At 53.8% G+C, this 22,595-nt stretch carries 21 protein-coding genes; 14 read left to right on the top strand and 7 right to left on the bottom strand.

The features are described from left to right. Window positions 1-273 precede the first annotated feature (273 nt). The 6 genes from ugpB to CLR69_RS17660 all read left to right on the top strand — a co-directional run bounded on the left by ugpB (window position 274) and on the right by CLR69_RS17660 (window position 6,221). A complete protein-coding gene (gene ugpB, locus CLR69_RS17685) occupies window positions 274-1,539 on the top strand; it encodes a sn-glycerol-3-phosphate ABC transporter substrate-binding protein UgpB (RefSeq protein ID WP_395303111.1) in 1,266 nt (421 codons plus the stop codon). A gap of 72 nt (window positions 1,540-1,611) precedes the next feature. Then, window positions 1,612-2,499 carry a sn-glycerol-3-phosphate ABC transporter permease UgpA gene (gene ugpA, locus CLR69_RS17680; protein ID WP_129707325.1) on the top strand — a complete coding sequence of 296 codons (888 nt, stop codon included), beginning with the start codon at window positions 1,612-1,614 and terminating at the stop codon, window positions 2,497-2,499. Then, window positions 2,496-3,341, top strand: coding sequence for a sn-glycerol-3-phosphate ABC transporter permease UgpE (ugpE, locus tag CLR69_RS17675; protein WP_129707323.1), 846 nt, complete (start codon window positions 2,496-2,498; stop codon window positions 3,339-3,341). The genes ugpA and ugpE overlap by 4 nt, the downstream gene beginning before the upstream one ends. Before the next feature lie 25 nt (window positions 3,342-3,366). Next, window positions 3,367-4,440, top strand: coding sequence for a sn-glycerol-3-phosphate import ATP-binding protein UgpC (locus tag CLR69_RS17670; protein WP_129707321.1), 1,074 nt, complete (start codon window positions 3,367-3,369; stop codon window positions 4,438-4,440). Further along, a complete protein-coding gene (ugpQ, locus tag CLR69_RS17665) occupies window positions 4,440-5,189 on the top strand; it encodes a glycerophosphodiester phosphodiesterase (protein ID WP_129712993.1) in 750 nt (249 codons plus the stop codon). Before CLR69_RS17670 ends, ugpQ begins: the two co-directional genes overlap by 1 nt. Window positions 5,190-5,264: 75 nt before the next feature. Beyond that, on the top strand, window positions 5,265-6,221 hold the full coding sequence (locus CLR69_RS17660; RefSeq protein WP_129712994.1) for an AEC family transporter: 957 nt from the start codon (window positions 5,265-5,267) through the stop codon (window positions 6,219-6,221). 13 nt (window positions 6,222-6,234) lie between these two features. Here the strand turns inward: CLR69_RS17660 and CLR69_RS17655 are convergent, their stop codons facing one another. After that, window positions 6,235-6,525: a hypothetical protein gene (locus tag CLR69_RS17655; RefSeq protein WP_129707315.1), complete on the bottom strand. Its 291-nt coding sequence runs from the start codon at window positions 6,523-6,525 to the stop codon at window positions 6,235-6,237. 195 nt (window positions 6,526-6,720) lie between these two features. Here CLR69_RS17655 and CLR69_RS17650 point away from each other — a divergent pair, with 195 nt between their 5' ends. After that, entirely contained in the window at window positions 6,721-7,185 is a 465-nt protein-coding gene (locus tag CLR69_RS17650) for a tRNA (cytidine(34)-2'-O)-methyltransferase (RefSeq protein WP_012772875.1), read from the top strand. A 20-nt stretch (window positions 7,186-7,205) separates the two neighbouring features. Here the strand turns inward: CLR69_RS17650 and CLR69_RS17645 are convergent, their stop codons facing one another. The 4 genes from CLR69_RS17645 to cpxR all read right to left on the bottom strand — a co-directional run bounded on the left by CLR69_RS17645 (window position 7,206) and on the right by cpxR (window position 12,453). Then, window positions 7,206-8,015 (bottom strand): DUF3142 domain-containing protein, encoded by an 810-nt coding sequence (locus CLR69_RS17645; protein WP_129712995.1) that lies wholly within the window; start codon window positions 8,013-8,015, stop codon window positions 7,206-7,208. After that, complete coding sequence (locus CLR69_RS17640; protein WP_129712996.1) at window positions 7,985-10,159, bottom strand: PA5441 family protein; 2,175 nt, start codon at window positions 10,157-10,159, stop codon at window positions 7,985-7,987. The genes CLR69_RS17645 and CLR69_RS17640 overlap by 31 nt, the downstream gene beginning before the upstream one ends. A 228-nt stretch (window positions 10,160-10,387) precedes the next feature. Then, a complete protein-coding gene (gene cpxA, locus CLR69_RS17635) occupies window positions 10,388-11,758 on the bottom strand; it encodes an envelope stress sensor histidine kinase CpxA (protein WP_129712997.1) in 1,371 nt (456 codons plus the stop codon). Beyond that, a complete protein-coding gene (gene cpxR / locus CLR69_RS17630) occupies window positions 11,755-12,453 on the bottom strand; it encodes an envelope stress response regulator transcription factor CpxR (protein WP_012772878.1) in 699 nt (232 codons plus the stop codon). Before cpxR ends, cpxA begins: the two co-directional genes overlap by 4 nt. A gap of 153 nt (window positions 12,454-12,606) precedes the next feature. Here cpxR and cpxP point away from each other — a divergent pair, with 153 nt between their 5' ends. From cpxP to CLR69_RS17595, 7 genes are all read left to right on the top strand, one after another. After that, window positions 12,607-13,131, top strand: coding sequence for a cell-envelope stress modulator CpxP (gene cpxP / locus CLR69_RS17625; RefSeq protein WP_129712998.1), 525 nt, complete (start codon window positions 12,607-12,609; stop codon window positions 13,129-13,131). Window positions 13,132-13,359: 228 nt separating this feature from the next. Beyond that, on the top strand, window positions 13,360-13,635 hold the full coding sequence (locus CLR69_RS17620) for a type II toxin-antitoxin system HicA family toxin (RefSeq protein WP_129707668.1): 276 nt from the start codon (window positions 13,360-13,362) through the stop codon (window positions 13,633-13,635). Beyond that, window positions 13,632-13,994 (top strand): type II toxin-antitoxin system HicB family antitoxin, encoded by a 363-nt coding sequence (locus CLR69_RS17615; RefSeq protein ID WP_129707300.1) that lies wholly within the window; start codon window positions 13,632-13,634, stop codon window positions 13,992-13,994. The genes CLR69_RS17620 and CLR69_RS17615 overlap by 4 nt, the downstream gene beginning before the upstream one ends. Window positions 13,995-14,360: 366 nt before the next feature. Continuing rightward, the gene (locus CLR69_RS17610; protein WP_129707298.1) at window positions 14,361-15,548 is read left to right on the top strand and encodes a sugar transporter; all 1,188 of its coding nucleotides are present in this window, start codon (window positions 14,361-14,363) and stop codon (window positions 15,546-15,548) included. A gap of 43 nt (window positions 15,549-15,591) precedes the next feature. Further along, complete coding sequence (gene fieF, locus CLR69_RS17605; protein WP_129712999.1) at window positions 15,592-16,494, top strand: CDF family cation-efflux transporter FieF; 903 nt, start codon at window positions 15,592-15,594, stop codon at window positions 16,492-16,494. Between the two features lie 206 nt (window positions 16,495-16,700). Beyond that, window positions 16,701-17,663, top strand: coding sequence for a 6-phosphofructokinase (pfkA, locus tag CLR69_RS17600; RefSeq protein ID WP_129713000.1), 963 nt, complete (start codon window positions 16,701-16,703; stop codon window positions 17,661-17,663). Window positions 17,664-18,176: 513 nt separating this feature from the next. Continuing rightward, window positions 18,177-19,106 (top strand): LysR family transcriptional regulator, encoded by a 930-nt coding sequence (locus tag CLR69_RS17595; protein WP_113627050.1) that lies wholly within the window; start codon window positions 18,177-18,179, stop codon window positions 19,104-19,106. Here the strand turns inward: CLR69_RS17595 and CLR69_RS17590 are convergent. Continuing rightward, window positions 19,093-19,785, bottom strand: a complete 693-nt coding sequence (locus tag CLR69_RS17590) for a DUF6250 domain-containing protein (RefSeq protein ID WP_129713001.1) — start codon at window positions 19,783-19,785, stop codon at window positions 19,093-19,095. The two genes, CLR69_RS17595 and CLR69_RS17590, sit on opposite strands and share 14 nt — an antisense overlap. Before the next feature lie 35 nt (window positions 19,786-19,820). After that, the gene (locus CLR69_RS17585; protein ID WP_129713002.1) at window positions 19,821-22,595 is read right to left on the bottom strand and encodes an exo-rhamnogalacturonan lyase family protein; all 2,775 of its coding nucleotides are present in this window, start codon (window positions 22,593-22,595) and stop codon (window positions 19,821-19,823) included.

Raw genomic sequence — 22,595 nt, 5'->3', positions numbered from 1 at the left:
GACACCTGTCGTCGTCCATGTGTAGTGAAAACCTGTAAAATCTATTTACTGTAGGATAAGCGACTTCTTTACTTATGCCTCTCCTATCTTTGTCACTTTCCCGTCATCTTCCAGTTATTTTTCTGTCATGCGCCCGTGTCATGTTTACCTTCGCATAAAAAACGCCGTGATGATGGCGAACTTAATTGATTGCAGGAGACAGGCATGTTCAACAACACAATTCGTAAAACACATGCTATTCGCACCGCAGCGGCGTGTGTGGCATTCGCGCTGATGAGCGCCGGTGCGCAGGCCGCGACAGAAATTCCTTTTTGGCATTCTATGGAAGGCGAGTTAGGGAAAGAAGTGAATTCTCTGGCTGACCGTTTTAATAAAGAACACAGCGACGTAAAAATTGTACCGGTATACAAAGGTAACTACGAACAGAACCTGGCTGCCGGGATTGCGGCCTATCGCGCTGGGAATGCACCCGCTATTTTGCAGGTCTATGAAGTAGGGACTGCCACCATGATGGCAAGTAAAGCCATCAAGCCTGTTTATGAAGTCTTCAAAGACGCTGGCATTAATTTCGATGAGTCGGTATTCGTGCCGACGGTCTCCGGTTATTACACCGATGCGAAGAGTGGTCACCTGCTGTCGCAGCCGTTTAACAGCTCGACCCCTGTGCTGTATTACAACAAAGATGCCTTTAAGAAAGCCGGTTTAGATCCCGAGCAGCCGCCGAAAACCTGGCAGCAGATGGCTGACTACACCGCCAAACTGCGCGCAGCCGGGATGAAGTGTGGCTACGCCAGCGGCTGGCAGGGTTGGATTCAGATTGAAAACTTCAGCGCCTGGAACGGTCTGCCTGTGGCGACCAAGAATAACGGTTTTGACGGTACTGATGCGGTACTGGAATTCAATAAACCTACTCAGGTCAAACACATTCAGCTGTTGCAGGACATGAACAAGAAGGGTGATTTCACCTACTTCGGGCGCAAGGATGAGCCGACCGAGAAGTTCTACAACGGTGAATGTGCTATGACGACTGCGTCTTCTGGCTCGCTGGCGAACATCCGGGAGCATGCCAAGTTCAACTATGGTGTCGGTATGATGCCGTATGATGCCGATGCAAAAGGCGCGCCGCAGAACGCCATTATCGGTGGAGCCAGCCTGTGGGTTATGGGTGGTAAAGATGCCGCGACTTACAAGGGTGTTGCTGAGTTTATGCAATTCCTGGCGAAGCCAGAAAATGCCGCTGAATGGCACCAGAAAACGGGTTACCTGCCGATCACTACTGCGGCGTATGAGCTGACGCAGAAGCAGGGTTTCTACGAGAAAAATCCAGGTGCGGATATCGCTACGCGTCAGATGCTGAACAAGCCACCATTGCCGTTCACCAAAGGTCTGCGTTTGGGCAATATGCCGCAAATTCGTACCGTCGTGGATGAAGAATTAGAAAGCGTATGGACAGGTAAGAAGACGCCTCAACAGGCGTTGGATAGTGCGGTAGAACGCGGTAACGCGCTGCTGCGTCGCTTCGAGCAGTCAACGAAGTAATACGCTGTTGTTGAGTAATACCGGGCCGAAGGGAATCGGCCTGTTTCTTTTCTGTTTGCAATGAGTTACCGCATGACATCATCCCGCCCCGTATTTCGCAGCAGTTGGTTGCCTTATGTGCTGGTGTTGCCTCAACTGCTGATTACCGTGATTTTCTTTATCTGGCCTGCTGGTCAGGCGCTGTGGTATTCGGTGCAGAATCTGGATCCGTTTGGGCTATCCAGCGAATTTGTCGGCATGGAAAACTTCAGACAGCTGTTCAATAACCCCTACTACCTCGATTCGTTTTATACCACGCTGATATTCAGCTTTCTGGTAGCCGGGTTTGGCATGCTGATTTCACTCTTTCTGGCCGCGCTGGTTGACTATGTCATTCGTGCCAGCCGCCTGTATCAGACGTTAATCATCCTACCCTATGCTGTGGCACCCGCTGTCGCTGCCATATTGTGGATGTTTCTGTTTAACCCAGGACTCGGGCTGATTACCCATTTTCTCGGGCTGCTGGGCTATACGTGGAATCATGCGCAGAACAGCGGGCAGGCGATGTTTTTAGTCGTACTGGCGTCGGTGTGGAAACAGATTAGCTATAACTTCCTGTTCTTTCTGGCCGCGTTGCAATCGATCCCCCGTTCGCTGGTGGAAGCGGGCGCGATTGATGGTGCAGGGCCGGTGCGGCGGTTTTTCAATCTGGTGCTGCCGATGATCTCACCAGTGAGCTTCTTCTTGCTGGTGGTCAATCTGGTGTATGCCTTTTTCGATACCTTTCCGATTATCGATGCTGCGACGGCAGGCGGGCCGGTACAGTCGACAACTACGCTGATCTATAAGATTTATCGCGAAGGCTTTGCAGGGCTGGATCTGTCCAGTTCGGCCGCGCAATCGGTGGTACTGATGATACTGGTTATCGGGCTGACCATTATTCAGTTCCGTTTTGTTGAGCGGAAGGTGAATTATCAATGATAGAAAATCGTCGCGGATTAGATATTTTCAGCCACGTCATGCTGATCGTCGGCATCCTTGCCGTCTTGTTCCCGCTGTATGTGGGGTTTGTGGCCGCCACGCTGGATAATCAGGAGGTTTTTCAGGCACCGATGACGCTCATCCCCGGTTCTCACCTGTGGGAAAACCTGCGTTATATCTGGCTGCATGGTGCAGGCAACAACACTACACCGTTCGGACTGATGCTACTCAACAGCTTCGTGATGGCGCTGGCGATCACGGTAGGCAAAATCACGGTATCGATCCTGTCCGCTTATGCCATTGTCTATTTCCGTTTTCCACTGCGCAGTCTGTTCTTCTGGATGATTTTCCTGACGCTGATGCTGCCGGTGGAAGTGCGTATTTTCCCTACTGTGGAAGTAATCGCGCGGCTGGACATGATGGATAGCTACACCGGTTTAACGCTGCCGCTGATGGCGTCGGCGACCGCCACTTTCCTGTTTCGCCAGTTCTTTATGACGCTGCCGGATGAACTGATGGAAGCGGCGCGTATCGACGGTGCCAGCCCGATGCGCTTCTTCTTTGACATGGTGTTACCGCTGTCGAAGACCAACCTGGCTGCGCTGTTCGTGATCACGTTCATTTACGGCTGGAACCAGTATCTGTGGCCGTTGCTGATTGTTAGCGATGCCAATCTGGGTACCGCTGTTGCTGGGATTAAAAGCATGATTGCCTCCGGTGATGGTGCAACCCAATGGAATCAGGTGATGGCTGCGATGCTGTTGACGATGCTGCCGCCGCTGCTGGTCGTGCTACTAATGCAGCGCTGGTTCGTTCGCGGTCTGGTCGACAGCGAAAAATAAATCGAGACGAATTTCGGAAACGCTTATGGCATGTTTAAAACTTCAGGCCGTCACCAAGTCCTACGATGGCAAAACACAGATTATCCAACCCATCGATCTGGACGTCGCGGACGGCGAATTCGTGGTAATGGTAGGGCCGTCGGGCTGCGGTAAATCGACGCTGCTTCGCATGGTGGCAGGTCTTGAGCGCACCACCAGCGGCGATATCTATATTGATAACCAGCGGGTCACCGATCTGGAACCGAAAGATCGCGGAATTGCGATGGTGTTCCAGAACTATGCGCTTTATCCGCACATGAACGTGTTCGACAATATGGCTTACGGCCTGAAAATCCGTGGCTTCGGTAAGGCGCAGATTCGTGAGCGCGTGGAAGACGCCGCGCGTATTCTGGAACTGATGCCGCTGCTACAACGCAAGCCACGTGAATTGTCGGGCGGCCAGCGTCAGCGTGTGGCGATGGGACGGGCGATTGTGCGTGAACCGGCAGTGTTTTTGTTTGATGAGCCACTGTCGAATCTGGATGCCAAACTGCGCGTACAAATGCGTCTGGAATTGCAGCAGCTGCACCAGCGCCTGAAAACTACCAGCCTGTACGTAACGCACGATCAGGTTGAAGCCATGACGCTGGCGCAGCGCGTCATCGTGATGAATAAAGGTATTGCTGAACAAATCGGTGCGCCGTCTGATATTTACCGCCGTCCAGCGTCGCTGTTCGTTGCCAGCTTTATTGGCTCACCGGCTATGAACCTGTGGGCGGGGCGCATTAGTGATGACGGCTGCCGCTTTGAAATTGGTGAAGATATCGCGCTGGCACTACCTGAACCGAAACCTCAATGGCGCGGTAAAGCATTGACGCTGGGGGTGCGGCCGGAGCATATTCAGCTGGCGACGCGCGAAACCGGTGGTATCCCGTTGCAGATCTCAACACTCGAACTGCTGGGCGCGGACAATTTGGCGCACGGTAAGTGGAGCGGGCAAAACGTGATTGCACGGCTATCTTACGAGCACTGTCCCGCCATCGGCTCGACGCTCTGGCTGCATTTGCCGACGTCATCATGGCACCTGTTTGATTCGCAAAGCGGATTACGGATGGAATAATGGAAACAATCTGGCCTTACCCGACCATTGTCGCCCATCGCGGCGGCGGTTCATTAGCACCGGAAAACACGCTGGCGGCGATTGATGTGGGTGCCAGCCTCGGTCACAAGATGATCGAGTTTGACGCTAAGCTGTCGCAGGACGGCCAGATCTTCCTCTTACACGACGACACGCTTGAGCGTACCAGCAATGGCTGGGGGATTGCGGGAGCGTTGCCGTGGGACAAACTGGTCGGGCTGGATGTCGGCGGCTGGTACGGTCATAAATTTGTCGGTGAACGCCTGCCGCTGTTATCGGAAGTAGCCAAACGCTGCGTGCAGTACGGCATGGCGGCCAACATTGAGATTAAACCCACCACCGGATATGAAACCGAAACTGGGCGCGTGATTGCACTGGCGGCGCGTCAGCTATGGGCTGAGCACCCGATCGCGCCGCTGCTGTCCTCGTTCTCTATCGAAGCCCTGGAAGCGGCGCAGCAGGCCGCACCGGAACTGCCGCGTGGGCTGTTGCTGGATGAATGGGAAGAGGAGTGGCTGGCGTTAACGCAGCGTCTGGGATGTGTGTCCATCCATTTGAATCACCAACTGCTGACCGCAGAACGTGTCGCGGAACTGAAAGCGGCGGGTTTACGCATTCTGGTTTATACCGTTAACCAACCCGATCGCGCGCAAACTTTGCTGGATTGGGGCGTTGACTGTATCTGTACTGACCGGATAGATTTAATTGGGGCAAGCTTCGCGACCGGCTGAAGTTTGCAACCCGCATTGTCTTTATTGCGGTGGAGCCTCTTGCTGACTCGGTGCCGGTAATAAGGAAGAGGCTTCATGCCCGCATTTATTGTTTCGCTTTGGCACCAGATTTTTCTGTCGTTACCCCTTTTTGTTCTTATCGCGCTCGGCTATAGCCTGATTCGCTACGGTAAATGGCCGACCACCGTCACCGACGGCATGACGCGCTTTGTCTTCTCCGTGGCAATGCCTGCGATGCTATTCCGCCTGATGTCGGATTTCTCCACACGCCCGGTGGTGGATGCCCGGCTGCTGATCGCCTTTTTCGGCGGTTGCCTGCTGGTGTTTGTCCTCGGTCGCATTGTGGCGCGTAAGGTCTTTCATCTCGATGGCGTATCCGGTTCGTTGTTTGCGCTGAGCGGCATCTTCTCCAACAACGTGATGCTGGGGTTGCCGATTGCCACGCTGATGTTGGGTGAAGAGGCGATCCCATCCGTCGCGCTGGTGGTGGTGTTTAACGGGCTTATTTTGTGGACGCTGGTAACGGTGTCGGTGGAATGGGCGCGTAACGGTGCGCTGTCGCTACAGGGCTTTACCAAAACTGCACTAGGCGTGCTGAAGAACCCGCTGATTATTGGCATTCTGTCCGGTACGGTATTCAGCCTGACTGGTCTACCGCTGCCTTCGTATGTCGATCAGCCGCTTGCCATGCTGGGGCAGATTGCTGCTCCGCTGTCGCTGGTGGCGTTGGGGATGGGGTTGGCGGAATACCGCGTGCGTGACGGCTGGCAGATTAGCACGGCGATTTGTACCATTAAGCTGCTGGTTCAACCACTGGTGATCTGGGGGATTGCTGTCGCACTCGGCCTGCCGGAAATGGAGACGCGTGCGGTCGTGCTGCTAGGGTCAATGGCCGTGGGCGTCAACGTCTATCTGATGTCGCGCCAGTTTGGTGTGCTGGGCGGCCCGGTGGCATCGAGTCTGTTGCTATCAACGGCAATGGCGGCATTAACCACGCCGTTGATTCTGACGCTGATGGGAGTGCGGTTATAAGGCCGCAGCAGCCTCAGGGGTTCTGTTGAGCTGGCGGTGGGGTTCTCTGCGACCGCTGTAAATCTTTCTGTAGCTGTTGTTGGCGTTGTTGTTGCAACTGCTGATTACGCTGCTGAAGTTGCTGATTCAACTGCTGTTGCTGCAACTTCTGGCTTTGCTGCATATTCTGCTGCAACTGTTTCTGACTGCTGATACCACTTTCAAACTGCTGCTGAGGCGTGGGCGCTTGCGTTGTATTGGCGCTCGCCAGAAGTGGCAGGCAGAACAGAGCGGCACAGGCTAATAATGTCTTAGGGTGTTTCATTAAACCTCCACACAGGCTGTATGCCCGTATCGTGTTTTCATCAGCATACTTTCCTGATGTGTTTCATTAAGTGTAATCGCTGTGGATGAAAACGTCGTGCAGAGTAATCCGCATTCCTGTGCGCCTTGCTTTTGGGCACGTGATGGGAATGCGCTATACTGCGGCGGAATTTTTCTTCATGGTTAACGCTATCTCATGTTCCATATCGCGCTCTATGAGCCTCAAATTGCACCAAACACCGGCAATATTATCCGCCTGGCGGCTAACAACGGCTGTACGCTTCATTTGATTGAACCGCTGGGGTTTGATTTTGAAGAGAAAAAACTACGCCGTGCGGGGCTGGATTATCACGATCTGGCGAACGTCAGCCGTCATAAAAATTATCAGGATTTTCTGGCCGCGGTTCCTGGCAAACGCATCTTCGCCTGTACCACCAAAGGCAGCCGCCCCTATGACCAGCCAGCCTATCAACCAGGTGATGTCTTGCTGTTTGGATCGGAAACGTCCGGCCTGCCAGACGAGATTCGCAACGGCTTTGAGTCGGATTTCCGTATCCGCATCCCCATGCAGTCCAACAATCGCAGCCTGAATCTGTCGAATGCGGTGGCGATCATCAGCTATGAAGCCTGGCGGCAAAATGGCTTCGGCGGTTGCCTGTAATTATCTGTAGTTACATATAGTCACTCAGCTTTACTGCTGTGCGATAGCGATTTCTTCGTGGGCGGGTTCACCAAAAACACCACTTCTCCGCGATAATAGGGTGAAGTGGCAAGGCGCTGCTGCCACTGTTGTTCCCACTTGCCGTTTTGTACCAGCCCTAGCCGGAAAGGAAGCGTTAGCTTCATCAGGGCAGGCAGGTACTCGGCGTAGTTGGTAATGGTGTTGCGCCCTTGATAGGTTTGCACCACTACCTCATCTAGCTTGCCCTGCAAGCGATTCAACGCGGTGACATCCCCCGTTTTCGACCAATCGAGCAACCCGGTAATGCTGAGCTGACAATCTTCGGGTAAACGCTCGCGCAATTGCGTCAAAAATGCGACATAGCCAGCTAACTGATAGCTTTTCGCGTCAAAATCGATCTGAATGCCGGCAACGTGATTACCGTGGCGCTGCCACTTTTCCCGTAACTTTAGCATCCGGTTCAGGTGGCGATCGGAAAGCTCCAGCGTGGTCATACGGAAAGCCAGCCAGATGCGGTTAACGCGCAGTTGGCTGGGGGGAATCCCCTGACGCAGGAAAACGACCTTGCCCTGACGGCGGGCGATTTCTCCCTGATGCAGGTACAGCGTCTGTGCCTGATGTAGGATCGGCTGTGGTCGCACGGCCGCCCACAGCCAGAAATCCTGATAGTGTGTTGCATCGACGACGGGATGTGCCGCGTTGACGGTTGAAGGTTCGGCGTTAACGGAAATGGCCTGCGTACAGAACGAGAGCAGGCCTGCCAGCACCATTAATGGCGTTACCAGTAATAATCGAGCTTGTCTGCCCACACGCTGCCTTTGTATTTGGTTTTCAGTTGAGTAAACCAGGCTTTGCGGGTTGCCTTGCTGATTTCCTGTGGACCGCAGTCGTTATAGCCACTCGGTGCATAGCAGTAGACTGCGCGATACAGGGCATAGGTTTTGTCTTCCGGTGGCGCTTTCGGATCGGCAATCACCTTCATATAACCATCCAGCCGGTTATATTCGGTGCCGACGAATTGCGTTGGCGCGTTGGTGAGTCCGCTCAACATGCTGCTTTCACCCCAGTCGAAACCCACGCTGTTATTGGTGCGTAGGAAAAACTCGCCGAGGCAGTTAATTGCACGGGCGTCATTGGGACGTTGATTCAGCGTCGTGACCACATTATCCAGTACCGGACATTGGTAGCCTTCCTCGGTGTCGCTGCCATCCCAATCAAAGGCTGTTAGGTCTTCCTGATTCCAGCTTTGATTTTCGCTGCTGACCAGCGGCGCGATGTCTTTTCTCAACTGAACATCTTTGAGATAGCTGGCGTAATCACCGTGGGTCAACGATTTGGTTAACAGCGTATGCAGCGCGATAGCTCGTTCTTCATGGGTTTGCTGTGAGCCAGTTTGCTGACGGAGCAGATCGGCGTTGGCGCTGGTTTTCAGCACCGCAGAACGAAAACGAAGATTCTTCACTGGGCTGTCGGCGGCAAAGATACGCTCCGGGTGTCCCGCTTTGACCAACGTTTCCGCCAGTGCCAGCTGTAGGAACTGATTTTGGCTATATCCCATATTGCGTGTTAACAGCTGGCGCCAGTGCGCCTCGGCTTCATCCCAGCGCTCCAAACGCACCAGTGCTCGACCGCGTAATACTTGCAGGCTGAAACGCACGGTATCTGTCAGGTCGTTCGTCTGTGTTGCAGGAACGCTGTTAACCACGGCAGTGTAATCATTTTGACCATAAAACAGCTGTGCTGCCTGAAGGTAGCTGAATGCTTCCTTCATATTGTCTTGCTCAAACAGCGGTTTCTGCGCGGCCAGCTCATCGGTGGATAATGCGGGTAATGCCATCCATCCCTCATCGGAACGCAAACGCTTGAGATCTTGCACCATCGTCAACGGCGCGCTGCCCGGTGCGCTGGTGAACAGCCTATTTTCCAGCAGCTTGTTGTCGATCTCATCACTCAACTCAAGCAGGGCTTCGACGTCGGAGGTGTTGTCCAGCTCATGTTGGTACGTTTTCGCTAGGGCATTCACATCGTCCATTATCCAGTAAGCACGGCGATACAGTCCGTTAGCGGACTCGATGTATTGCCCGTCTGGATACTGTTTCAGATAGTCGCCAATATGCTGAATAGCCAGCTGTGCAGCAGCCTTATCGGCTTTGCTGGCATCGAACATGTTGTATTCATCAAGCGCGTTCTCCATGGCTTTATTGATTGCCACGCGAATCAGCATATAGCGTGAAGTTTCGGCTACCCAGGGCTGTGGTGATGATACCAACGCCTGAAAACCGCTTTCCGCCTCATCAAAGTGACCCTGATAGAACGCCAGAACCGCGAACAAATATTGCATAAGTGCGCCGGCATGCCCTGCGTCCGGCAGTCTTGCAAGACCCTCGTTCAGCGCCTCTTTGGTATACAGTGGATTGAGGAGGTTCACCCGCTGGTGTGCCAGCAGCGTGCGCTGCTCCTCGGTGAGCTGTTTGTCTGCCAACAGGACGTCAAAAAACGCTTCCAATGTGGAGAGCGCATTGGAAATATGCCGTCCTTCGTTGTCGTCAGGTGAAAACGTGGAGAGCGTGCTCTGAATGGACAAAGGAAGGTTCAGTTGCTTCGCTTTGTTGAGCGTCGAGAGATAAGGTGCATCAGCCGTGACGTCTTCTCCTGCCTCTGATGTCTGAGGTATTTCCGTGGCCGCAATCCCCATTACCCGGTAGGCCGTGAAAGGGTCGATACGTGAACGCGTTTGATCGGGTAAAGGATGGGGTAACGGAAGCGACATGTTGTGGAGACGGCTTTGCAGCAGCATCAGGTTAGCACGTGTGTCGTTGCCTGGCTGCAAATAGGGTAGGGCGGATACGCCACATTCCGAGTCGGAAAAGCCGCACACTCCATCGCTGGAACTGAATGCCTGACTGCTCATTAATGCGGTCAGTACGCCAGCCAGCAGCGTTACTCCTTTCATGGTTAGTATCCTTCATTCAACACGGGTCTTGCCTGTTTTCGGCATGAGTGGGATCACTCTACGCAATCGCGTAAAAAACGCAATCCAGTGTATATCCGTAATACTTCAAGCTGCATGTGTGTTGGCTACGCTACTCGGCCCACTACAGAAAATGGCAGGTGCCCTATCGGGCACCTGAATGTGAGTTGTCGAGGGGATGTCGGCGGTGGGGGGAAGAACCTGTCCGATTTACCGTTGATGCAGCGGCAGCCAGATGATTAAGCGTAACCCACCTAATGGACTGTCCTCCGCTTTTACCCAGCCTTTGTGCTGCATAATGGCAGTTTCCACGATGGCGAGCCCCAAACCACTTCCGCCGGATGCGCGATCGCGCGCTTCATCCGTACGGTAGAAGGGGCGGAAAATCTGCTCGCGATCTTCCGGGCTAACGCCGGGGCCATCGTCATCCACTTTGATGGTGATGCCCTGATTATCTACGGAGAAAGCCACTTCGATGTGGTTGTGGGAATAACGTAGCGCGTTGCGCACGATATTTTCCAACGCACTGTCGAGTGAAGCAGGGTTGCCAAAGAGTGTCCACGGCCCCGGAGGGTAAGGCACTTCCAGCGTTTTGCCCATTTGCTCGGCTTCAAAGGCGGCATCGTCCAGCACATTGCCCCATAATTCATCGGCACGCAGGAACTCACGGGTTAGCTCGTTCTTGTGTTGATTACGTGAGAGCACCAGCAGATCGTTAATCATGCTGTCGAGTCGCTGCGTTTCCGTCTCAATGCGATTCAGCTCATTGCCTTCGCCCTGACGCCGACGCAGCAGCGCCGTCGCCAGTTGCAAGCGCGTCAGCGGCGTGCGCAGCTCATGAGAGATATCCGACAGCAGACGTTGCTGTGCGGTAACCATCCGTTCCAGCGCACTGACCATCTGGTTAAAGCTGACGCCCGTAGCTAGAAACTCCTGCGGGCCGGACTCTAACTCAGGATGCTGGCGTAAGTTACCTTTAGCGACTTCGTCAGCAGCATGTTTGAGCTTACGCGCGGGTTTTGCCAAGCTCCAGGCGAGCCAGAGCAACAGTGGTGAACTGATCAGCATGGTGAAGATCAGCAGCAGCAAAGGACGGTCAAACAGCAGGCTAATGAAATCGGACTGTGGACTGCTGGCAGGACGAATCAGATAAAGCTGGTAGTTGTCATCACCATCGCGGATTGCAAAAGGACCGAGAAGCTCAATGCGGCCATAATTTTTCTTTTGCGGGTGATCGGCGTTATCAGACAGCCCGATAAAATTACGCACAATCGGCGTTTCATGTTTCTCTGCGCCAAAGATTCGGCCTTCGCTGGTGACAAGGAAAAGACGTTGCCCCGGTGGTGCCCACTTTTCCAGCACCCAAAATAGCCGTAACCACCAACGCAGATCGTTGGCTGGCGTGTTGGCGAGGTCTGCTTCAATGTGCTGTTCCAGCATGATGCCCTGCCGCTGTTCGTTTTCCAGCAAGGCGGTAAGCTGGCGCGAGTCCAGCTTGGGCACCATCAGAACCAGCATGAGTACCAGCGCCAGCGTTAACCAAAAAATGGCAAAGATACGTGCGGTCAAACTATTGATCATGCAGCCGATACCATCAAGTAGCCTCGTCCACGCAGCGTTTTAAACCAGGGCAAACCGTCCTTGCGTTCTGGCAATTTACGCCGCAAGTTCGAGATATGCATGTCGATTGCACGGTCAAATGGCGTTAGCCGTTTCCCCAGTACTTCCTGACTCAAATGCTCGCGTGAAACCACCTGTCCGAGCCGCTGCGCCAGCAGGTAGAGCAGCGTGAATTCTGTGCCTGTCAGATCCAGCACGATATCGTCAAAGCTGGCTTCCTGCCGTCCAGGGTTCAGGCGCAGGCCATCGACTTCCAGCGTCGGCGCGCTGTTATCACCCGCCTGCTGTTGATCGGTCCAATTAGAACGGCGGAGAATCGCGCGAATCCGCGCCACCAGTTCCCTGTCGTTAAAGGGCTTAGGCAGATAATCATCTGCACCCAGTTCCAGACCCAGAACGCGATCCAGTTCACTGCCGCGAGCGGTCAACATAATGACCGGCGTTTGATGCTGCTGTCGTAGTTCTTTTAGTGTATCGATACCGTTTTTCTTCGGCATCATCACATCCAGTAATAACAGGTCAATGGTGTTATCTAATACCTGTAACGCCTGCTCGCCGTCGTAGGCGACAACGACGTTAAAACCTTCCATTTCGAGCAACTCTTTCAATAAAGATGTCAGCTCTCTATCGTCATCAACCAGCAGAATTTTATTCATGTTTTCTCTACCTCCAAGGGCAAAATACGACATAGATTAGCGCTATTCCATGACTTTACGTAGTTTTACATCCTCTGACGCATGTTTGCAGCAAGATGCGTAGACTCCTGCTCATTGATTCACAAAATGACGTACCGCTCTGGAGAGTTATTGATGCAAAAGTTCGCAACCTTATCTCTTGCTTCACTGCTTATGTTAGGCACTTTTACTGCCTTTGCAGCAGAAAGTGGAGATGCCCCGGCGAGCGGCTGGCATATCGATGATTCCGCCACAAAAGGGGCATCCGGTCAGCAAGGTATGTTCGATGGCGTGAGGCTGACTGAGCAACAACGTCAGCAAATGCGTGATTTGATGCACCAGAGTCGTCAGGACAAACCGACGTTTAATGTCGAAGATATCAAAGCCATGCATAAGCTGGTGACGGCGGAAACCTTTGATGAAGCGGCAGTGCGAGCGCAGATAACCCGAATGATGAGTGTGCAGATTGAGCGTCAGATTCAGATGACCCGAGTGCGCAACCAAATGTATAACCTGCTGACGCCAGCTCAGAAAGAGATCTTAGATCTGAAGCATAAGCAACGCATGAAAGAGATGCAGCAGCAGATATCAATGTTTAATCAGATGGCCGCGCCATCATCAGGCACGATAAACCAGACTGAGACAGAGAATCCCGAGTAGTAACGCTAGTGTAGTAAGCCGTAACGTAGTGCAGTCCGAGTAGTAATGTGTAGTAGGTACACACCCTGTTTTTCCTTGCCATAGACACCATCCCTGTCTTTTTGCCCTCCATGATGGAGGGCTTTTTTTTGCCTTTTTTAACGTCGATAATGCACTCTGACTTCATTATTTGACTTCAGAAAAGTGATATCTATAATGACTTCAAAAAATGACAGCATGGAATCGGCAATGCAGGGAAAAATAGCCCGTCTACGAAAAAAGCAGCGTGAAACTCTGAGCCAAATTTTCAAGACACCCGTGCTGTCAGGTGTTAAATGGTCAAATATTGAGTCACTCATTACTGCGTTAGGTGGTGAAATTAAGGAAGGTAGCGGGTCACGGGTACGCTTTTTATTGAATGGAAGTATCGCCCGGTTCCATCGTCCTCACCCGTCACCGGATACTGATAAAGGCGCATTGGTTAACCTGCGTGAATGGTTGGAAAGTATAGGAGTAAAACCATGACTAAAGCACTTAACACACCAAATACGATGGTTGTTTCCGGCCAACCGGCCATTATCAGTTACGTACCGGAAATCGGTATGTTTCGCGGTAAGTTTATTGGCTTATCCGGCTACTGTGATTTTGTCGCTGACAGTATTCATGGGCTGAGAAACGAGGGCGAAATTTCGCTACGTGAATATCTGGAAGATTGTCAGGAAAATGGCATTGAACCTTACGAACGTGAAGAGAAGGTGAAAACGTTCACTCTCCGTTATCCTGAATCGTTCGGAGAACGGCTGACTATAGCGGCGGCTGAACGTCAGATGTCAGTGAATACGTTTATTGTCGAAACGCTTAATGAACGTATTAAACAGGTTTAACGATCTCCCACTGCGGCAGTTTTGTTGCGTAAACAAGCCCGAAGTACTCCACGAAATCTCTTGATGCAGTCCATGCTTTCTCGATAGAGAGCAGGATAAAAGCTGAGTAAGAAAAGCACGAAAAAAGACAGCGTAAGGGAGTGGTAAAGCGTAGAATATGAGCACCAAAAATGATGCTCATGAATGTTCCCTTACCTGTCTTCAGGCTTTTGGCTGACATCCTCATAAAAGCACGCTGAAACATCGTTGGCCGCTCGCCATTACATGGTGATGTCATACTTTCCCTGTACCATTGCTTCACCGCGTTAGCCTCTGCTATGACAGGGGGCGACGCATTATTTTATTTTAACTTTTGATATCAATACCATGACCCGTTCTCCCCGTTCGACCGCCTGGTTACGCGTCGTCAGCCTTTCTCTGGCGGCATTCATTTTTAACACCGCTGAATTTGCCCCTGTCGCGCTGTTGTCAGACATTGCCGCCAGCTTTTCCATGAGCGCTGCGCAGGTTGGGCTGATCATTACGATTTATGCCTGGGTGGTCGGGCTGATGTCGCTGCCCTGCATGCTGCTGTCCAGCGATATGGAACGACGCAGCCTGCTGATCAAAATCTTTATCCTGTTTGCCATCAGTAATGTGTTGTCTGGCCTGGCCTGGAATTATTGGGTACTTGTCATGGCTCGGATCGGTGTGGCGCTGTCTCATGCGGTGTTCTGGTCGATTACGGCATCGTTGGTGGTGCGTCTGGCGCCTGCGGATAAAAAAGCGCAGGCATTGAGCCTGTTAGCGACCGGGACGGCGCTGGCGCTAGTGCTAGGATTACCGCTGGGGCGTGTCGTCGGGCAGTATCTGGGCTGGCGCGTGACGTTTGTCCTTATTGGCCTGATTGCTGCGGTGATTATGCTGGGCCTGATGAAACTCTTGCCTGTGTTGCCGAGCAGCAACTCCGGTTCGCTGAAGAGCTTGCCTCTGCTGCTTAAACGTCCGGCATTACTGTGCGTCTATGGTCTGACCGTCATGATCGTAACGGCGCATTTTACCGCCTACAGTTACATTGAGCCGTTTATTCAGAAGGTCGCGTTGCTGAGTGAAAATTTCACGACCATCCTGCTGTTGATTTTTGGCGGTGCCGGAATTATTGGCAGCATGTTGTTTAGCCGCTACAGCAGCAAGTATCCGGCGGGCTTCCTGATTGTGTCGTTCACGTTTCTGGCAGTGTGTTTGCTGCTATTGCTGCCCTTATCGTTCAGCGGCTGGAGCCTGTCGACGCTGTGCATCGTCTGGGGTATTGCCATTATGGCGCTGAGTCTGGGCATGCAGGTCAAAGTCTTGACGCTGGCATCGGATGCAACCGACGTGGCGATGGCTCTCTATTCGGGGATTTATAACATCGGGATCGGCGGCGGCGCGCTGCTTGGTAATCAGGTGATTGTCCATCTGGGGCTGCCTGATATCGGCTACATTGGCGCGGCGATGGCGATATTGGCGACGGTGTGCTGTATTTTTACGTTTGTTCGCTATTCCCGTGTGTTAAAAACGTCATTAACGAACTGAATGTGGGCAACGACTCAGACGATCTGTTTTCTGTGAGGGCATGATGAATCCACACTATGCGCGTCTGGTGACGCTGGCGGCGGTGAGTGCAACGGCTGTTGCGCTGGTACTGTTTGTGATGAAAGTATTCGCCTGGTGGCATACCGGTTCGGTCAGCCTGCTGGCATCGCTGGTTGATTCGCTGGTGGATATCGCCGCCTCGTTGGTGAACCTGCTGGTGGTGCGCTATTCGTTACAGCCAGCAGATACTGAGCATGCGTTCGGCCACGGTAAGGCGGAATCGCTAGCGGCGCTGGCGCAGAGCATGTTTATTTCCGGTTCGGCGCTGTTCCTGATCTTGACGGGGCTACAACATTCGCTGGAGCCGCAGACGCTGCACGCGCCGGAAGTGGGCATGTGGGTGACGCTCATTGCGCTGGTGGCTACGCTGCTGCTGGTGTCGTTCCAACGCTGGGTGGTCAAGCGCACGCACAGTCAGGCGGTACGGGCGGATATGCTGCATTATCAGTCTGACCTGTTGATGAATGGCGCGATTCTGGTGGCGCTGGCGCTCAGTTGGAAAGGCATTACGCGCGCCGATTCTCTGTTTGCGTTGGGTATCGGCGGCTATATTTTATATAGCGCATTGCGTATGGGGTATGACGCCGTGCAGTCACTGCTGGATCGCGCACTGCCGGATAACGAGCATCGCGCTATCGCTGAGGTGATTGTGAACTGGCCAGGGATTCGCGGCGCACATGCGTTGCGCACCCGACGTTCTGGGCCGACGCGCTTTATTCAACTGCATCTGGAAATGGATGACGCCCTGCCGCTGGCTGAGGCGCATCAGATCGCCGATGAGCTGGAGCAGGCGTTACTTAAACAGTTTCCGGGTGCCGATATTATTATCCATCAGGATCCCGTTTCTGCCGTGCCGGAAAATCAGCGTGGCCGGTTGACGGCGTAGTTGACTGTGTTTCAGCATTTTATGTTAAAAACGTGATAGGTCATGAAAATTTATGCACAATTTAGCCTGACCTGAATCAATTCAGCTTCGGGTGTTTGTTATAATATGCTAATAAAAGAATAAGGCGTTGCTGCCTGCCTAACGGCGGCGGTGAATTTACGATAGAAGAATCCTGCAAAATTACATCTACAAGTCCAGAGGTTGTCATGATTAGAAGAATCGGAGTGTTGACGAGCGGTGGCGATGCACCAGGTATGAATGCGGCAATTCGTGGTGTGGTTCGTGCTGCACTAACGGAAGGTCTGGAAGTTTACGGCATTTATGATGGCTATCAGGGCTTGTACGAAGATCGCATGGAGCAGTTGGATCGCTACAGCGTATCGGATGTCATTAATCGGGGTGGTACGTTTCTTGGTTCCGCACGTTTCCCACAGTTCCGTGATGAAGCGGTGCGTCAGGTTTGTGTGGAAAACATGAAGAGACGCGGTCTGGATGCGCTGGTCGTTATCGGCGGTGACGGTTCCTATATGGGTGCCAAGCGTCTGACGGAAATGGGTTTTCCCTGTATCGGTTTACCGGGCACGATCGATAATGACGTGGCGGGTACAGACTACACGATCGGCTACTTTACCGCGCTGGAAACCGTGCTGGAGGCGATTGACCGCCTGCGCGATACCTCCTCTTCCCACCAGCGTATTTCCATTGTTGAAGTCATGGGACGCCACTGTGGTGACCTGACGCTGGCGGCCGCGATTGCAGGTGGCTGTGAATTTATCGTCCTGCCGGAAGTGCCGTTCAGCCCGGAAGATCTGGTTAGCGAAATTAAGGCTGGCATTGAGAAAGGTAAAAAGCACGCGATTGTGGCAATCACCGAGCTGGTGTGCGACGTCGATGAGCTGGCGAAATACATTGAAAAAGAGACCGGGCGCGAAACCCGTTCGACCGTACTCGGTCACATTCAGCGCGGCGGTTCGCCGGTCGCGTACGACCGTATTTTGGCTTCCCGCATGGGTGCCTATTCGATTGAACTGCTTCAGCAGGGCTACGGTGGTCGCTGTGTCGGTATCCAGAATGAAAAAATGGTGCACCACGACATCGTTGACGCCATCGAGAACATGAAGCGTCCTTTCAAAGGCGACTGGCTGGATACGGCGAAAAAGCTGTTCTGATCTAGGAAAGTTGATGTTTTCGCTGAATGGCGACTACACAAGTTTTGCTGGTTTTGCCGTTATCCGGCGTAAAAAATTATGCTGAGGAGATAGCTAGTTTAGGATGAGCCGCATGGACGCGGCTCAAGCTTGCGCCACGCAGGGAGCGTGTCGCAAGCGGTCCGTAAAGCTGGGTATCGACGAAGGCACCGCTTCAGCGGCATAATTTCCGCCGAAAGCCTGGGGTCACGGGGCGAGCGGCGTTTGAGCCGTCCCGTGTCGGGCGCGTGCTACGAGGTAGCATAAAAATAACGTCATTATCGCGCACGAAACTATTCCCCAGGCTATATAAAACATATGATCAAGAGACAGCACTAAGTGGAGATGCTATCTCCGTTGCTTCCCCCCATTACATCAACCGCCTTAGATATATAACCAGCAAGAATATAAAAATCGGTTTTATTATTTTTTCTGCACGAGCAGACCTGCTAGCCTGCAAATTCCTTCCGTCCTGATGACACGCCGATTGCTGCCATGAATATCGATCTTCGCCAACTGCGCCACTTTATTGCCCTGATTGAGCATCGCAATTTTACGTCGGCGGCACAGGCGATGAAGCTGTCACAGTCCGCTTTCAGCCGCAGCATCCAGTCGCTGGAACAGACCATCGGCACCCGCCTGATCGATCGCATGAACCAATTGGAACCGACGCCGAAAGGGCTGGTGGTGCTGGAGCACGCACGTCGTTTGATTAATCAGACACACGACCTGTTTAATGATATTCAGCAGTTCAATGAGAAAGAGGCGGGCGAAGTGAATTTTGGCTGCGGTCCTGCACCCGCCGCGTGGCTGATGCCGCAGGTGATCGGGGCTTTCTCTCGGCTGTACCCTAAGGTACGAATGGTCTTTCGCGTTGATAACTGGCAGGCGCTGGGCCATCGGCTCATGGCCGAAGAACTGGATTTCATCGTGGCAGACATGCGTAACTTTGAATTCGATACCCGCTATCGTGTCCAGCCGCTGAGCCAGCATCGCTGGGGATTTTGCTGCCGTAGCGGACACCCGTTGGCGGCGCAGGAAGAGATTACCGTCGAGCAGTTCTTTTCCTATCCGCTGGCAGCAACGATCCGCCCACCCAACCTGCATCGTGCACTGGTGCAACTGAGCGGTAAACTGGATATTCGCACCAGTATTGAGTGTGAGAATGGCTATAGTCTGCTGGACGTGGTGCGCCATTCGGATGCTATCGGGACGACCAATCATTTCAACGAGCCCGATCGGCACGGCATTCATATGTTGAAGATTGCGGGTCTGGACGACAACACCGACGAATTTTATACCCATTACGGCATTATTTATCTGGCGGATGCCCGTCTGTCTCTGCTGGCACGTAAGCTGATTGATACTTTCGTGCAGGTCGATAGTGACCTGCACGGCGCGCCTGCGTCGCTTACAGCGGAGTGATGCTGAACTCGCTGATTTCCTGACGTGAAAATACCGTCCGAAAACCGAAATAGCCCGGAGCCGGCGTATTCGGGTAGCTCGCGTGGAAATAGAGCACATCATCGACCCAGAAACGCGTTTCCTGCCGATCCACTTCAATCACGATGCGATAGCGATGATTAGGGCGTAGCAGATGCGCAGCATCAGTGTATTCGCCAAGCAGCAGGCGCTCACCATGACCGTCGTAATAACGAAAGCGCGTGGTGCTGTTCCAGTTGCCGCCCATTCCGACATAGTACAAGTTCAGGCTGTCATATTCGTTGAGCTTACCGTGCCGGGTAAACAGGTTCGGGCGGTGCAGGTCGCGTGCAGCCCAGAACTGATTCAGATCGGACACACGGTCATAAGGGCGCTCTGCGACCAGAATTTCCCGCGTGAAGGCGATGCGATAGGTGCCAGAAAGCGGAGCATCCAGCCAAAGTGTTAGCCCAGCGGCGCTCTCTAGCGTTAGGCGTTCAGGCGTGGTCTGGATCGCCGTGCGGTCAGGATCTTCCTGCTCCACCTGCCACTGTAGTGGCTGACCGGTGGAATCTGTGGACCAGATAAGCGCCGAACGGTGCGGGGAACCGATGATGTCACGCGTGCCGTTTACCTGCGGCGATAGAAGGAGCGTGTTTTCAGTACAGCTTGGGTCAATCATGATGATGTCCTGTAACGTGCCGCCGGGGGGCGGCCTTAAGAAGAAGGAGGAATGTCATCCAGCACGGCAAGTAGGGCGATGGCGGTTAATCCCCACTGTGCAACAGCGTTGGTCGCCAGATTGGTCGCGGTGGTACTGCCGGAATGTTTATCAATGGTGGAGTTAATCACCGGCTCGTTGATGGGGTAGAGCACGTCAGGGGGCGTCAGGCGTTTCTGCGTGAGCATCGGGTTGGCAATGCCGCCGCTGCCTGCGGTAAATTCTACCCACGCGCGCTGCGCCAGCGTACGATCGTTCAACTGTCGTGCAGCAAAGGCGGTCAGTCGGGCATGACCTTGAGCCAGGTTGAGTTTTTTCACCGTTTTACCAACGGCTGCACTTAACGCGATGGGATCGTTATACAGTCGACAGTAGTCGAGCCATGCGCGTTTAAAGGCAGGATCGGGCAGCACCTCAACCAGCTCACTACAGATTTCTGTCAGACCAAATACTGCACTGAGGTGTGAGATTTCTACCTTACCCACAGGCGCGGGTAGAAATCTGCCGGTATCGGGATCGATGGCTGCGCTGCCAGTGAAAAAACCGTGTGGCTGAGCGGCCAGCGTTTGCATACTGTTTAGCAAGCGTTCGCGCATCGCTGGATCGCCGTGGCGTTCCCAGGCGGTGAGCCACGCGGCAGCGACGGCCCCCCAGTCGGTCCCGAAACCCAGACTGATATGGTTTGGGTTATCGGGATGTGTCTGGCCGATTTTGCGACCGGGCAGCACCGCGCTTAGCGTGCGCAATGCTTCAACCTGTTCATCCATCAATTCCCCGATACGCTCATCGGCGGTGAGGTAGTAGAGAAAACGGCGGTTGGCGACGGTAGAAATACGCAACTGTTTGGCGCTGTCGCCCCAGTGGCGGACATTGTGCCGAGATCCTAACGGGCTAAAGCGTCCCAAATGGTGCACATCGACCTCACCAGTGTGGCGTGTCATGGCTTCCGCCATATGAAACACCTCGGCGCGTCCGCTATGTAAGAAGTAATACCAGAGCCACAGATCGGTACTCAGTTCTGAGTTATCCCACGCGTAGCCGCCCACATCGTAGCGCCAGACGTGACGGTCGCTGTCATAGGTATGCATGACGTCACCGAAATCCCAGAAGCCATACCATTTTCGCTGTTCGACCTCCTGCTGGTAGGCGTCGAAATATGCCCTCAACTGTTGCTCCAGACTGGTTCGGGCGGGTGTTGTGGCAGAGGCCGGTGCCCACATCGATCCAAACGCCTGCGCACGGTACAGATCTTGTGCATCCGCCACCAGCAGCGGCGGTTGCTGCATACGTCGTGCTCGATTCACCAGATTTTCTGCGTCGGGCGTCGCGGGCAGAATATCGATAAACAGTTCACTGGTGCGTGCTACGCCAACGGCGGAGCCGAAACCGGGCTCGTAATCTTCATAGGTTATCGCCAGCCCTTCGCGCTGTTTGTCATGGCTATCCTGACCGAGCCCGTCATGATAAAAGCGCATATCCATCGGTTCTGCCCACGGTGACCACAGCCAGAGCGTGACGGTCGCCACGTCGGTGTGGGCATTGTCGATTTCCAGACTGGCGGGGTAACTCTGCCAGAAATTGCGCAGGCCGAACGCCACGCCGCCTTTCGGCGTGCCCAGATAGCCGACGCCCGCTGCCCGTTCGCCCGTGGCTGAAAGCAGCCAACCCTGTCCGGCTGCGGTGCGTTTATGGATCTGGAATCCATCGGGATGATGCTGAGTCAGGCGGTAGCTGCCAAACGCGGGGATATAATCCAGCCGTTTGCTGACCTCCGGTGAAAACTCTGCTATCGGCGGCGTGGCCTGCCCGGCCAACTGTGCCGCGATAACGGCAGCACCGGGATCGCGACGTAACCCGCTCAGGCCGCGTACCGCTTCACGAAAGAGTCCGCCTTGATCCGAGACGAAGCGTACGTGTCGATCGTGCAACTCCCCCTCTAGTGGAATGTCGAACGCTAACCCAAGCCCTTTCAGGCTGAGCCGATCGTCATCGTTGTCATAGATCAGGGTGTGTACCACGCGCAGCGAGTCGGTATTCGCATAGCTATACAGCCGGATAACAAAGGGGATGCGCGTAACCCCCTGCTGCTGCGTATGGTGTGTACCGCGTAGCGCAATCACTGTGCGCTGTGGCCCACTTTGCTCCACCGTTACCGTGTCGATCTCGCCCTGATAGGTGTCCTGTGTCAGCGTACTGTCCGTCTCGGCGCCTCGCTGCATGCGCAATACCAGCCTGCTGTTGGTTAACGCCAGACGATTATCCCGCCAGATTTCTTCAATCAGGCGGGAGCCTGAGCGTGGAATCAGGCAGCGAATATGGCCGGTATCGATTGTCCAGCCGCGATCGTGCTCGCTGACCATTCCGACACCCAATGGCACGCCTGCTTTGGCTGTCGGCCGGAGAACGAGTGTGTCTTGTGGCGGCGTGTCGCCGCCCAACGCATGTGCCGACCATTTAATCGAGCCGTCCGGCCAGCGTGCCAGCGGCCAGCTTTGCAGGTCGTAAACCTGCTGCTGGGTGCCCTGTAACTGGAAGTCGCTATCGCTGCGTACGACCCCCTGCGGCCAGGGTACGCCCCAGGTTACGCCACTGAAGGCGTGAGGCACCTGTCCGTCCAACCAGTGCAGGCTGACTTGCGGTGCGGCCCCGCCAGCATGGTTGGAGGCCGCAGTGAAAGGTGCGGCGATCGCAGGTTTCCAGAACGGTGCTGACAGCGCCAGCAGCGTGCTGTCGCGCAGGAAGCGGCGGCGTGAGTAGGTCATCTTATCCAT

Source organism: Pectobacterium zantedeschiae, assembly GCF_004137795.1.
GTDB classification, from domain to species: Bacteria; Pseudomonadota; Gammaproteobacteria; order Enterobacterales; family Enterobacteriaceae; genus Pectobacterium; species Pectobacterium zantedeschiae.
The sequence above is the reverse complement of the archived record's forward strand: the minus strand, read 5'-3'. Positions and strand labels throughout refer to the sequence as shown.